Origin of the sequence: Vibrio halioticoli NBRC 102217 (assembly GCF_000496695.1) — a bacterium.
In the GTDB taxonomy this organism is placed as follows: Bacteria; Pseudomonadota; Gammaproteobacteria; order Enterobacterales; family Vibrionaceae; genus Vibrio; species Vibrio halioticoli.
Map to the genome: position 1 here is coordinate 16,708 of NZ_BAUJ01000039.1, position 15,164 is coordinate 31,871.

Here is a 15,164-nt window from a genome sequence, read left to right on the forward strand (position 1 = left end):
GCTTTGTTTTTCCAGGGGAGGGAGGGTGTATTCGCACTGTGTTGGTTTTGAAAATCACCTATCAACTATTATCAAATAAGGGGCCAATAATGGGCAGTAGTGATAGGCCGTACTGGTTACTAGTAAGACCTATCAAATATGGTTAGCTGTAAATATTGTGTGTTTAAAAGCTATAAGTTAGACCTACACGGGTGCGTAATTGGCGGTTACTGTTAGTGACACTAGGTCCGTTGCTGTATTGAACATTGCCTAGCTCTATGTAAGGTCTCCAATCCCAATCGGTTTCTTTGTAGCCAATTTTAACGTTGTAATCCCATTCATTGTGACGTTTCGCTGATTTACCACCAAACCATTCATTGTCATGAAAGAAATCTTCTGCATAGTTAGCTTCAAATCCCAATTGCAATGCACCAACTTTATAGTCTAAGTTGCCAGTGATTTTACTGCGATCAATAGAGTCTTTATCTGATTTGTCGCCAGTGTAGTTGCGAAATTCATGTCGGTAACGAAGTTTACTGGTTAAACCCGAATCAAATTTGTATTGCACACGAACTTGCGGTTTGTAAGTGACGCGATCATTGCCGAATGTGATTGGCATTGATGGGGTGATGCGCCATTTTTTATTCACTTTGAAGTTATAGCCATAGACAAATTCATTATCTGCCGCTTGCCAATCTGAAATCGGTTTACCGGTTTGTTTAGCTTCAAGGCTAAAGAAGTGATGGCCAACGCTGCTGCCAACTTTGACACGGCTAGCATAGGATTTATCATTGTGTTTATATTCTTGACGGTAGTCTACTGAGGCAGCGTTTGCAGATACAGCGACCACGGTAGCTACAATGAATAACGTTATCTGGTGCTTTTTAATCATTTTTCATAAATCTGTAATTTTGTCTTACGGTATGACGAATAAAATAAAGTCGCGATAATACGCTGATAGCAAACAGCTTGTCATTATTTTTATCCGCGATTTTGCATATTTATTTAGTAATGTAATTGAGAGTGGAGATGAGTAGGGTGAAAATACATCATTTTATTTAAATGAGTTTGTGTGCGTGCATATTAATAAAATCAATACTTGCGAATGCTTCTTAGCGTGTATCCGACAGGCATAAAAAAGCGACCGGAGAGGTCGCTTTGATGGAGATATAAGAGATGCTTGCTTATTTATGCTCGATAGCAATTTTACTAAAGCTCACGTCAAACACTTGGCCTGCATAGCTAGAACTAGGGCTGATTTGAGGGTAAACGCCCGCTTTGAAATAAAATTTGTTGCTACTGTTTGCCCAGTTTGGAGTAAGGGCGTGACCCGTATTTTCAATGTTTATACCCCAATTAAAGCTTTTTCTAACACCTGCAGCTTCTAAAACCACACCTTGGCTATTTACGTCAATTTGGTAAGAAAAATCAGTGCCTGATTTTGCGGTGCCTAAGTCAACACTAAACGAATTACAGCTATTACATACTTGATTGTTTGGCAAGAAACTATCATTCATAATTGCGCGAACTGGCTTATTAGGCCCTTCCCACAGTAATTTGATCAGTGCTTGTTTGATTTCATAACCATGAACTTGACCAATAACAACCTTAGGATCTTTATTGATGCCGCTAGGGTACCTTTCAACATTTAGAGTGGCGTTAAGTTTATGATTAGCACTGTCATTAATAGCCCAGTTTTGATTGCTAGATGAACAGCGATCTGAACTATTAAAGTTGTAGAGTTCACGCAATTCTGAGCGAGCATAGTTACTATTTGTTGTTGTAGTGATGCCATCATCGCCAAGATCAACAATAAAGTGAGTTCTGTTGTTTGCATCAATATAGAAGTAAGGCAATCTGGTGTCAGTTGTGAGTTCGTTTTTGCCACTACAATCTGCTGGGATTAGTTCTGCAGCGCTATCATCATCTTTAAGATTACCTTCACCATAGTGTTCTTTATAGTAGGTATAACTAACAGGTAGGGTAATTTTCCACTGATTAATATCCCAACCTGCATTTGTTTCAGCTTGGCCGTTGTCACCGTTATCAGAACCACCGTTACCATTGTCAATATCTGAACCGCCATTGCCAATGTCAGGAGTGCTATTATCAGAACTACTAGAGTTTGAGTCAGAACCTCCACATCCTGCTAATGCCATTGCCAAAAAAAGTGGTGCAACTGCGTAGGCCAGCTTCTTCATATTGATATACCTTAATTCTAAATACTTCTAAATATTCTAATCATATTGTCATACATATGTAAGTTAAGGTGTTCAGCTTTGTGACTCGACTCAAGTTTAAGTAAGTGATTTTGGATCTGATATTGAACGGTGTGAATATAACCTTTTGTTTTTAAAGGTTTAATGTTGCTCGTTATACTAAGAGTGATTTATTTAACACTTTTATTGTATGTCTATTCCGTGAGGGCATTTGCAAAAAAACTAAAATGTTCGCATTAATTAATAATACAACTATTCAGCGTTTCTATGAGGTTACGGCGCAATATTGAGTCTATTTGCATAAATGGATATATAGAGGGCCAATACTTGAGAGATTGTGAATCAGTACTTTCGTTCTTCATTGTTAACAGTCAACAGCATAGAACACTCTTTTGATCTTGTAGAATTCTAAACAATTTGAAATCTCGTGCTTTGCATCAATCTATAGCAAACAACGATGTTAAGAGATGCTCTCTTTATCTATTGACCTATAAAACATAACGACGGACCCAATAGGTGGGGTAGTTTTAAAACAGAGGAGTACTTATATCGTTAATTTCTGTCTCTTGATTACCCATCTAATCACTCTTGGCGGTATAAACACTGCGAGTAAATGTCTAACAAATTAACCTCAGATAAGGCAATTAAGCTTGTAATTAAGTAATACTTAAATCGCTAAGTGCTCTTATTTTTTCTTAATATTAGTATTACTTATGCGCGTAATTGCTTATTGATATGCGTATGTCTGTAATGATTTATTACAGAAAAAGCAGGGGTTAAATGATCTTTTTATGTGGCTAATTTAAAAAACATGACATGGATACACCGTGTGCGATTTATTGCATAAATTTATTATATGTCAATATATGGGGCCCGCTTAACATAATACACTTTATATTGTACTTTGATGGTTTTATTGTCTGTGAATTCATATTTATCAGTTTAATATAAAATGAAGCATGCTTTGTGTAACAAGTTCCCTTCACATAATAATCAAAGTAAAAAATCCCACACTCGTCACAGTTTGTAAGCAAATGTTACCGTAATCTATTTGTCATACATTAAGTTCAATACCCAAGCGGATATAAAGGTAAATTCTTCATGACTAAATCTAAAATTGCTCTAGCTGTTGTAGCTACTATTTTTGCTGGCGCTGCATGTGCAGGCCAAATTGATTATCGCGCAGAATATAAACACAATTCAGATGAATACCAACATCGTGTAAAGATCGGGTCTTCAGTAAAAGCTACAGATCAAGCTAAGGTGTACTTTAGTGTTGAACAAAAATTTAATAGTAATGACAAATCAGACTACTGGAAAGAAGTAGAGCGTGGCGACTCTGAGTTTGATTGGGGTGTTCGTTACGATTTAACTAAAAATTGGTACATTCAACCAGGTATGCCGATTACTTTCTCTAATGAGAAAACGACCTATAAACCTCAATTCCGTGTTGGTTACAAAGCTGACTTTGGTTTGACCACTGCGATTCGTTACCGTCATGAATTCCAAACTTATACAAGTGATGCAGAAGGTAGTTCTACTACTGTCGACGGTGAAAGCTTGCTACGTGCTGGTAAAACTTTCCAACAAGGTAAAATTACTTTAACCGGTTCATATAAGTTACCTCAAAAAAGCTTGAAAAACTTGAAGTTGAGCTACGAAGCTAACTACAACCACAACTATGAAAATGTCCGTATTGAAAACAACAAAAACTGGGGTTGGGATGCTGGTGTAATCATTGGTTACCAAGTCAATAATTTCCAACCATTCATCGAACTTTGGAATGTGAAGGGTAAAAGCGGTACTAAAACCGATACTCGTCAGCTAAGAACTCGTGTTGGTGTGAAATACAAGTTCTAACTTAAATATGAATTATATCAATTGAAGGAGTGGGCTCCGCTCCTTCAACACGTAGCTAACAGAATACAAGAGAGATAATATGAAAATTTCTAAATCAGTTATCGCTGTCGCGGTATCAAGTGTATTGTTATTTGGTTGTGATTTCGATGTTGGTAGCGAAAATAATGCTCCAGCTAATAGTAATGAAAGTGGTAACGCAGGGGTGACGGTTCCAAACCCAGGTCAACCTGTTGCTAATAAATTAGTGCAAATTACCGATACATCAACAACTGACACTGGTGAATTACGTGTAAAACTAGCGGATAAATCAACTGCAGCAGTTCTTCCTAGTATTGCTAAAGGTAAAATAACTGTTGATTTAACTTATGTTAATGATGATCCAAACCAAGTTGATGATGGTTCTGGTAACTATGCATATATTACCTTGTATGGGGATGATGCTAAAAACGATAACTTAATCGGTGAGGTTGTTCTTAATAATAACGGTGACGTTTTATACCGTACAAATCAGGGTAAACCAGATCTTTCTAATTCTGTTGGTCATTTCGAACCAGGTAAACAGATACCAGTAGAGGTCACTTGGGATAATGGCGAGTATTCATTTAAGGTCGGTGATGATTCATATGGACCGTTCCCTTACTCGAAAGAGAAAGCTACTGTGCCAGTACAAGTGATTGCTATTAAGATGGGTGATAATAGCCACACAACGCCGTTTAAACTAACTGCTGATAACTTTAAAGTTTATAATGTTACTGATGCCGGTGATGAAGAAATATTTACAGATACCTTTGAATCTTATTCTCTAGGGCATGTTCTTTCCGGTGCTCCATATAATACTAATAGTAACGAAGCTGTTGTTATTGGTGAAGGTGGAACTACTGACAGTGGCAGTGCTGGCAGTGCTGGTAGCGGTAATACTGGTGGTGCAGCCACGGGTACTGTAACTGAAAATTTTGAAAATTATGCTGTTGGTGACGCAGTTGATGCAGCTGTGTATACAATCAAAGGCGATGCTACTGCAACAGCGCTTATCACTGTTGACCCTGCAAATGCAAATGGTAAAGCTCTACAGATTAAAGATAGCAGTACAGCGGCTAAACCTGTTGTGGGTAGAGAGTTTGCCAATGGTGCAGCAGACAGTGGTTCAGTTTCAGCTTCATTCTATGTGTCTGATACTGGTTATATTGGAAAATCATCTTATCTTTATTTAGGTACTGACGCTGGAGCTTCTTCAAAACAACGATTTACTGAAGTAGTTATTGGTGGTGATTCAGTGAAATTTAGAGAAGCTGATGGTTCAACACAAACAGTTCTACAGGATTACACTAGAGATACATGGGTTAACGTTACCATCTCTTGGAAAGGTACTGATGTGACAGTGACTGTTGATGGAACAGAATACAAAGGCAAAGTAGCTCAGAATGTTACTGGAGCACCAACTGCATTTGCTATGTACGGTGGTGACAACAGTTCAACCGGTACTGTAACCTACTTCGACAACGTAAATAGTGATTTATTCTAGTATATAGAGCCCTTATTGACTCTCTAAAAAGACCAACATTTTTTGTTGGTCTTTTTTTCTCTATTCTATTGGTGTTTGTGGCAATAATTGAACAGAGATTCTAATTATTGTGTATACAAAATATCATCAGATGATCAGGTTTTGGTTGTCAATTTGAAATAGAGATTATTTCAGCAACAGCGCCGCTATGCAGTGTGTGTCCTAAAAAATCGATCTCACAAATCATACATTTCGATAATTCTCCCCCCAAGAAGTAACTGCTTGCATCCCTTTTAATTTGCCAATCATTTTCTAAACACCACGCTTCGGGTTAACGGTTAGCTATGAGTCCCAACTGTGAAATGCTTAAGTAAGCAGCAGCTCCGGTAACAAAACTATTTTCTACCGTCTATAGCCGAAAAATGGTTTGAAAAAATGGCTAAGTAAAAACTAGTTGGTGTTGTAAAACGACAGAAGTTATTGTTTTCCTGTCAGTAAATAGTAACACCAATGGTTACATGTCAATCGATATCCGTTCTCCAAATCGGTGTGTGTCCTTAAAAGGTTCATTTAGAAAATAAGTAGTATGCATACAGATTTTCCTACAAGCATCAGATTGTGAACCAATCACAAATTATTTTTCTTTGAATAGCTAAAAGCTCATTACAGGAGCCACTCTTATTAGAGGGAGTGTGAGTTTAAGAAAGCTACCTATAAATAAATTTGGTCACTGAACGTCCATGCAAGACGTATCGGTCTTAGATGAGTTTGTGTCACAAACGTTAACTGGTATTTGTTTTAATCGGTGTGTGTCCGTAAAAGATGACTCTCTATCTCTCTATCTCTCTATATACTTTGTGCTACTGCTGCAATGGAATGTTGAGAGTTGTACCACTGACACTCGGTGGTTACCTTAATGAAAGTACATTGAGTAATTGAAAATGATGTATCTATAAAGGAAGTAGGGGAGCATTAATTGATTAGCTTGAGTCATTATTAAGGCAGTAGGCGTCAATAGCTCTGCGATGTTTTACAACGATTTATACATCAATATTCTTCCTTTCGGAAAAACACAGCTGCAGTCACTGCTTTATATTTGTACGATTTAGTAAGACGTTGTACCAGTCCCGTCTTTAATAAGACAACTATCTAACTGCAAATTCCGCCCTTAGAAAAATAAAAACCGAAAATTTAAGCAAAAAAATATAAAACAAGCAAGATAAGCATCTAAATTCGATTGTAAATGTGCGATCTGACTCCCGCTTCTAATATGCGCATCGCGCCTAGTTAACTTTTTGTACCCACATCACAGTTTGCTGTAGAGGCTTACACTAAACTAATTGTCATACATTAATTCAAATGTCGATGGATAAAAAAAGGTAAATCTCATCATGAATAAAAATCAAATTGCTTTAGCTGTAGTCGCTACGCTATTCACTGGTGCGGTAAGTGCAGGATCACTGAACTATCGTGGCGAATACAAACACAAAGATGAAGACTTCGCACATCGAATCAAAATTGGCGAATCTGTAAATGTAGCGGATAAGACGAAACTATACTTTAGTGTTGAGCAAAAGTTCCAAAGTGAAGCAGATGAGAATGGTCATCAAGCATTTTGGAGTCACGTAGAGCGTGGCGATTCAGAATTTGATTGGGGTGTTCGTTACGCTTTGAACAAACAGTGGTGGTTACAACCAGGCATGCCAATCACATTTGGTGACGGCAGAACAACGTATAAACCTCAGTTCCGCGTGGGTTACAAAGCGGACTTTGGTCTAACAACTGCTATTCGTTACCGTCACGAGTTCCGTGAGTACACGAATGAAGGTCAAACTATTTCTCTTGCAGGCGGCGGTTCAGCTGACGTTTCTGGTAAAACAACTCAGAAAAGTAAAATCACACTTACTGGTTCTTACAAGATCCCAGTAGAAAGCTTGAAAAACCTACGTTTGAGCTATGAAGGTAACTACGTTAAGAGTCATGACAACGAGCGCCTAGCAAACAACGAAGATTGGGAATGGGATTTCGGTCTAATCGTTGGTTACAAAATGGGTAACTTTACTCCTTACGCAGAATTCTGGACAGTGGACTACGGTTCAACTTCTGGTGACCGTCAGGCAAGAACTCGTCTAGGCCTGAAATACGACTTCTAAAAATAAATAAAATAACATCCAAAATGAGGTGAGTGCTCATAAAAAATAGATGACGCTCACCTACATAACAAACAGTGAAATATAAAGAGAGATAATATGAAAGTTTCTAAGTCAGCGATTGCAGTAGCACTGTCTACCGGACTTTTGTTCGGTTGTGATTTCGATGTTGGTTCTGAGAATGGTTCTTCTGGTGGTGGTGATACTGGTGGTTCGACACCTAGCTCAGCTTTGTCTGGAGCTTATTGGGAATTAGCAGGTGCATCTTCTTCAACACAATCTGTAGACCTACCTAATATTTATGTGTTTGATGGCACTAATCAAACTTATTACGATGATGATGCAACTCCAGGTGAGTACAAAATCACTGTAACTCCGTACACTGAATCTGATGGTGATATTACATTTACTTATTACCATGATGGTAGCTCAACTGAGGTTGATGGCTCTTATACTCTGACTGACGGTGCGCTAGTTGTAAGCACTGCCGCTTTTGGTGACCTATCAGGTACAAACCAAATTGATAATGCGGACATTAAAGCAGCAGTAGAAAAAGCAAACGCTGATGCTGGCTTTAATAATGTCGTTCAGATCATCGATACAATGACAGATGATACAGGTGAACTTCGTCTGAAATTATCTGATGGCTCAACAGGTGCATTGGTTGATTCAATTGCTCAAGGTAAAATCACCATTGATTTGACTTACCAAAAGCATGAAGGCACAACTGAAGCTGAAGATGACAATGGCAATAACGCTTACATCAGCTTATATGCTAGTGGCACAAGTAACTCTAACCTATATGGTGAGTTAGTTCTGAACAGTGGTGAAGTATTCTATCGTTCAAACACTGTTGTTGATGGTAAGCCACAGCTTTCTGATGCAATTGGCACTTACACGCTAGGTGAGACGCTTGAAGTTGAGATTGAGTGGGGTGAAAACGATCAGTACTCATTCAACATTAACGGTACTTCGTACGGTCCATTTGCCTACGCGATGGAAAATGCAGCAGTACAAGTTATTGCAATCAAGATGGGTGACAACAGCAATACGACTCACTTCGAACTGCTTGCTGACAATTTCAAGGTTTACAACATTGAAGATGGTGCAGAAGAGCTAGTATTTGAAGATAACTTTGATAGCTATACAGATGGTCACAACTTGTCAGCTGACCCTTATAACAGCAACTCGAATGAAGCAACAGTTCAAAACCAATCTGGCGCTGCAGATGATGGCGGTTCAGAGGACGATGGTGGTTCTGAAGATGATGGCGGCTCTGAAGACGACGGTGGTTCTGAAGAAGTTGTTATTGCAGATGATTTTGAATCATACGACATTGGTGCTCAAATTGACGGTTTGAATGGTTACACAGCAACAAATGTTGATGGTACATTTACATTTGCTGAAGTTAGAGTTGACCCAGCTGATTCAAATGGTAAATCTTTATATCTTGAAGATAACAGCGGATCAGATGTAGCTGATAGTGGAAGCCTGAAGCCTTTAGTATCAAAAGAATTTAAAAATGGTGCGGCTGAAAGTGGTTTTGTTTCAGCATCTGTTTATATTCCGGCTGATGGCTATGTAAAATCCTCTTATCTATTCTTAGGTACAGATAAAGGTGCTTCTTCATCAAAACGCTTCACAGAAGTCGTGTTTGGCTCTAGTGACGTGAAATTTAGAGATGAAACTGGTTCTCAGCAAGATGTTGCCGAGTATGAAAGAGATACATGGGTTGATGTAAAAATTGCATGGTCTGGTGATGACATCACACTAACTATTAATGGTGAAGTGATTCCTGGTGACTTGAAAGCAGAGTTTGATGGTGGACTAGCTCCAACCACATTTGTTATGTATGTAGGTGATAGTAGCAGTGTTGGTACTTATACTTACTTTGACAACGTAGCATCAGATTTGTTCTAAATCTATCTGACTACATAGATAATAAGGCCGACATGAATTGTCGGCTTTTTTTTAACTGTATTTTAGCGAAAAAGGTAAAATAAATTTTAGTTTCGATTGGTTATATTCGTGACTATATGAAGATAACACCTCAATTGCTGCGGGTTCCTATACTATCTCTGAATGCTTAATGACGGTGATTGATATAGCGAAATACTGAGGGTGGATATTCTATACGCTATAGCGCACTGGAAAAAGGTGGCCTTAGTATAAGGTTAATGAGGATTTTCAATACAGAGGTATATATCATTATTGCAATTAAGATGTATTCGCATTTATGGTGCTAATAACAGTTCTTGTCTGATGTTTGTTCTTGCGACTTAACACACGTCTTATTATATGTGTAGCTTTCTTTACAACGATTTAAGTGAAAAAGTCGTATAATTGTCTATTTTTTGGATATTTATTGTTAATATAACTTGCTTTTTCTATTTGTAATACAATATAATTTATCGCGCAGGACAGGCTATATAGCCTGTTAACTGTCTGTTTTTACACGGTCAAGTTTGTTGAAACGAAGACTTTAAAAACGAATACTAAAGAGGGTGGGCGTAGATCTACGCCGGCTCTTGCTAGTAAAGCTCCATAATTATTATGAATAGTGCCTAAACATACCCTTCTAGTGTTTAGGCTCGGTACACCACCGATTTGACCCATAGGCTTTGCACTTGCCTATGGGCTTTTTTTTGTTTGAATTCCGCCATAGTGCTGCCCAATCTTAATCAAACCGCCATATAGAGGTGTGTCCATCACCATGAATTCTAGTCCTTATATTAAAATCCAATAAACGAGATAGATCTATAATCGTATTAATTATAAGTAACTTTACAGTATTATTTAGTCCTACAATTGTTAGTGATTATTGCAACGCTTACATTTTATCGAGCTTAAGTTCTCATTAGGAAAATGTGTAAATTATTAGCTTATAAGAGGCTTTAACCGCTGTTTAGAGCGGTATTTGACGTATTGTTGAGGATTAGAAATATTAATTATCTTCTAGCCTGGGAGGGCATTAATAGGATGCAAGATATTTGTATGATTTAACCCATAAAAAGTCTTGCGTCATACGTCACATTTATGAAGTATTGTAATACAAAAGATTTAATTAAAGGATTAAACTGTACTGGATTTGAAATAATTATTTACAGTTAAAGGTAATGCAATGGATCTCAATACTACGATTGTTGGCATTTACTTCCTATTCTTAATTGCAATAGGTTGGATGTTTAGAACATTTACAAGTACCACAAGCGATTATTTTCGTGGGGGCGGTAACATGCTTTGGTGGATGGTTGGTGCGACTGCGTTTATGACTCAGTTTTCAGCATGGACATTCACAGGGGCAGCAGGTAAAGCATATAATGATGGTTTTGCAGTAGCAGTTATCTTTTTAGCAAACGCATTCGGTTACTTCATGAACTTTGCGTACTTTGCTCCTAAATTCCGTCAGCTACGTGTTGTGACGGTAATTGAAGCAATTCGCATGCGTTTTGGTGCTACGAACGAACAAGTATTTACTTGGTCTTCAATGCCTAACAGTGTTGTATCTGCAGGTGTTTGGTTAAACGCACTAGCAATTATTGCATCAGGTATCTTCGGCTTTGATATGACAATGACAATCTGGATTACAGGTTTAGTTGTACTAGCAATGTCAGTAACTGGTGGTTCATGGGCGGTAATCGCATCTGACTTTATGCAGATGGTTATCATCATGGCGGTAACAATTACTTGTGCTGTTGTTGCTGTTGTTCAAGGTGGCGGTGTTACAGAAGTAATTAATAACTTCCCTGTAGGTGACTCTGGTTCATTTATTGCGGGTAACAACCTTAACTACCTAAGCATCTTCAGCATCTGGGCATTCTTCATCTTCGTTAAGCAGTTCTCTATTACGAACAACATGCTTAACTCATACCGTTACCTAGCGGCAAAAGATTCTAAGAACGCTAAGAAAGCAGCGCTTCTAGCGTGTGTGCTAATGCTTGGTGGTGTATTCATCTGGTTCATGCCTTCTTGGTACATTGCAGGTCAAGGTGTAGACCTAGCTGCAGCTTACCCAGATGCAGGTTCTAAAGCAGGTGACTTCGCGTACCTATACTTCGTACAAGAATACATGCCAGCAGGTATGGTAGGCCTTCTAGTTGCAGCGATGTTTGCAGCGACAATGTCTTCAATGGACTCAGGTCTAAACCGTAACTCTGGTATCTTCGTTAAGAACTTCTATGAAACAGTAGTTCGTAAAGGTCAAGCATCTGAGAAAGAGCTGGTTACAGTATCAAAAATCACTTCAACAGTGTTTGGTATTCTAATCATCCTTATCGCACAGTTCATTAACTCTCTGAAAGGGTTGAGCTTGTTCGATACAATGATGTACGTTGGCGCTCTAATCGGCTTCCCAATGACTATTCCAGCATTCCTAGGTTTCTTCATTAAGAAAACTCCAGACTGGGCTGGTTGGGGTACTCTGATTGTTGGTGGTATCGTTTCTTATATTGTTGGTTTTGTTATCAACGCTGACATGGTATCTCACGCATTTGGTCTAGAAGAGCTAACTAAACGTGAATGGTCTGACGTGAAAGTTGCGATTGGTCTAGTAGGTCATATTGCCTTCACAGGTGGCTTCTTCATCCTATCAACTCTGTTCTACAAACCTCTTTCTGAAGAGCGTCAGGTAGATGTTGATAAATTCTTCGGAAACCTTGCTACACCATTGGTTGCAGAATCAGTTGCTCAACAAAAACTTGATAACAAACAGCGTGAAATGCTAGGTAAACTAATTGCAGTTGCTGGTGTGTTCATCATGTTTATGGCAGTGTTAACTAACCCTATGTGGGGACGTCTAGTCTTCATCTTATGTGGTGCAATTGTTAGTGGTGTTGGTATGCTTCTTGTTAAAGCTGTTGATAGTTCAGTAGACTCTTTAGAAGAGAGTGTTGCTAAGTAATCAACTTACTTAAGCTAAACTAATAGACGAATGCGGACAGAAATGTCCGCATTTTTTTGTCTAAATTTACTGTTATAACGCCAAAGTTATTTTTCATTTGTCCTTTCCTATACCGTTTTATCGCACCTCGATTTATATCCAAGTTGTTGTGTCAACATGAAAACCATAAGCCTCATTAATTGTCTTTTCAAAGGCCGCAAACTAGAACGGGTGTCCATCGATATCGATGTAATCAGGGTAGGGAGCACTAATGTCAATGCGTACATTACTATCACTTTTTGGTCCCTAGTTATCATCAGGATTAGTGCCTGTCCTTAAAACTTTGAATATATTTATTGGTGCCTGTCCTTAGAAATGTCGTTGTTAATGACTAAATCAGCACCACGTTATTAGTGTGTGTCCTTAATCGTATTGGTGCCTGTCCTTAATAAAAAATGCGTATTTGTTATTTAATTTGAGCATATTAATAATACAAACAAAGGAGGGCATATATTTTTTATATTGTTGTCAATCACTATAGGTATGATTAATTGAAAATTAATATGGCGGTAACCACCTGTTTTTATATGTAACAATATGTTTCAGGGCTAATTTTAAAAGGATTCGGCTTGATATTGAATGTTAGATCTAGATCACTTGTATGATTTATAGATAATTAAAACACGAGGTGCTTGTCACAATTAAAGCGTATTGTAGTACAAGTGAATCTTGGTTCTCGTTAAACTTTTCTAAATTTTATTAAACAGCAATCCCAAAAGGTTTAACGATGGATCTCAATACAACTATTGTTGGCGTCTATTTCCTATTCTTAATTGCAATAGGTTGGATGTTCAGAACATTTACAAGCACAACAAGTGATTACTTCCGAGGCGGCGGTAGCATGCTTTGGTGGATGGTAGGCGCAACAGCGTTTATGACTCAGTTTAGTGCTTGGACATTTACAGGTGCGGCAGGTAAAGCGTACGCAGATGGTTTTGCAGTAGCAGTCATCTTCCTTGCCAATGCATTTGGTTACTTAATGAACTACTTGTATTTCGCTCCGAAATTCCGTCAGCTACGTGTTGTAACGGTAATTCAAGCGATTCGCATGCGTTTTGGTAGCTTCAATGAGCAGGTATTTACTTGGTCGGGCATGCCAAACAGCGTTATTTCTGCGGGTATTTGGCTAAATGGTCTAGCAATTATTGCATCTGGTATCTTCGGTTTTGACATGACTACGACCATTATTTTGACTGGTCTTGTAGTACTGGTTATGTCTGTGACTGGTGGCTCTTGGGCGGTAATTGCATCTGACTTTATGCAGATGGTTATCATCATGGCTGTGACAGTAACTTGTGCTGTTGTTGCTATCATTCAAGGCGGTGGCGTTGGCGAAATCATTGCTAACTTCCCAACAGATAACGGTGCATCATTCGTTTCTGGTAACAATCTCAACTACTTAAGCATCTTCGGCATTTGGGCGTTCTTCATTTTCGTTAAGCAGTTCTCTATTACGAACAACATGCTTAACTCATACCGTTACCTAGCTGCAAAAGATTCTAAGAATGCGAAAAAAGCCGCATTGCTTGCGTGTGTTCTAATGACTATGGGTCCGGCTATCTGGTTCATGCCTTCTTGGTTTATTGCAGGACAAGGTATCGATCTAGCGGCTATCTACCCAGAAGCAGGTTCTAAAGCCGGTGACTTTGCTTACCTATACTTCGTTGAAACCTTCATGCCAGCAGGTATGGTAGGTCTACTAATTGCTGCAATGTTTGCTGCAACTATGTCTTCAATGGATTCAGGTCTAAACCGTAACTCTGGTATCTTTGTTAAGAACTTCTACGAACCAATTTGTCGTCCAAACGCGACTGAAAAAGAACTAGTAGTAGTTTCTAAACTGACATCTACTTTCTTTGGTATCGCAATTATCCTTGTAGCACTATTCATTAACTCGCTAAAAGGTCTAAGCTTATTCGATACGATGATGTACGTAGGTGCCCTAATTGGCTTCCCGATGACTATTCCAGCATTCTGTGGTTTCTTCATTAAGAAGACTCCAGACTGGGCAGGTTGGGGAACTCTAGTAGTTGGTGCAGTTGTTTCTTACTACGTTGGTTTCGTAATCAATGCAGAAATGGTCGCAAACTGGTTCAACCTTGAGCCGCTAACAGGTCGTGAGTGGTCTGATCTTAAAGTTGCAATTGGTCTAATTGGTCACTTGGTATTTACTGCTGGTTTCTTCTGTCTAACGACGTTGTTCTACAAACCACTATCTGTTGAGCGTCAAGCTGATGTTGATAAGTTCTTCGAAAACTTGGACACACCACTAGTTGCTGAATCTAATGAGCAGAAAGTACTGGATAACAAGCAACGTCGTATGCTTGGTACTCTTATCGCAGTAGCTGGTGTTGGTGTAATGCTAATGTTCTTGCTACCTAACCCACTTTGAGGCCGCTTTATCTTCGTATTGTGTGGCGCGATTGTTCTAGGTGTTGGTTTGTTACTGGTTAAAGCTGTTGATGACACAGTTGAAGAACTGCGTGAGCAAACTGCGAAATAATCAATAACGACTT

At 38.6% G+C, this 15,164-nt stretch carries 7 protein-coding genes and 1 pseudogene; 6 read left to right on the forward strand and 2 right to left on the reverse strand.

What is annotated here, in order from left to right; all coding sequences use genetic code 11:
* Positions 1-163: 163 nt before the first annotated feature.
* Positions 164-871, reverse strand: coding sequence for an oligogalacturonate-specific porin KdgM family protein (locus VHA01S_RS11990; protein WP_039970814.1), 708 nt, complete (start codon positions 869-871; stop codon positions 164-166).
* A 292-nt stretch (positions 872-1,163) separates the two neighbouring features.
* Positions 1,164-2,180 carry a polysaccharide lyase family 7 protein gene (locus tag VHA01S_RS11995; protein WP_023404640.1) on the reverse strand — a complete coding sequence of 339 codons (1,017 nt, stop codon included), beginning with the start codon at positions 2,178-2,180 and terminating at the stop codon, positions 1,164-1,166.
* 1,119 nt (positions 2,181-3,299) lie between these two features.
* Here VHA01S_RS11995 and VHA01S_RS12000 point away from each other — a divergent pair.
* The 6 genes and pseudogenes from VHA01S_RS12000 to VHA01S_RS12025 all read left to right on the forward strand — a co-directional run bounded on the left by VHA01S_RS12000 (position 3,300) and on the right by VHA01S_RS12025 (position 15,151).
* Positions 3,300-4,058: an oligogalacturonate-specific porin KdgM family protein gene (locus VHA01S_RS12000; RefSeq protein ID WP_023404641.1), complete on the forward strand. Its 759-nt coding sequence runs from the start codon at positions 3,300-3,302 to the stop codon at positions 4,056-4,058.
* A gap of 79 nt (positions 4,059-4,137) precedes the next feature.
* Complete coding sequence (locus VHA01S_RS12005; RefSeq protein ID WP_023404642.1) at positions 4,138-5,580, forward strand: hypothetical protein; 1,443 nt, start codon at positions 4,138-4,140, stop codon at positions 5,578-5,580.
* A 1,370-nt stretch (positions 5,581-6,950) separates the two neighbouring features.
* Entirely contained in the window at positions 6,951-7,712 is a 762-nt protein-coding gene (locus VHA01S_RS12010) for an oligogalacturonate-specific porin KdgM family protein (RefSeq protein WP_023404643.1), read from the forward strand.
* Between the two features lie 96 nt (positions 7,713-7,808).
* A complete protein-coding gene (locus VHA01S_RS12015) occupies positions 7,809-9,629 on the forward strand; it encodes a hypothetical protein (RefSeq protein WP_023404644.1) in 1,821 nt (606 codons plus the stop codon).
* A 1,201-nt stretch (positions 9,630-10,830) separates the two neighbouring features.
* Positions 10,831-12,609 (forward strand): sodium:solute symporter family transporter, encoded by a 1,779-nt coding sequence (locus VHA01S_RS12020; protein ID WP_023404645.1) that lies wholly within the window; start codon positions 10,831-10,833, stop codon positions 12,607-12,609.
* 766 nt (positions 12,610-13,375) lie between these two features.
* Positions 13,376-15,151, forward strand: a pseudogene (locus VHA01S_RS12025) (sodium:solute symporter family protein).
* Positions 15,152-15,164: the final 13 nt, after the last annotated feature.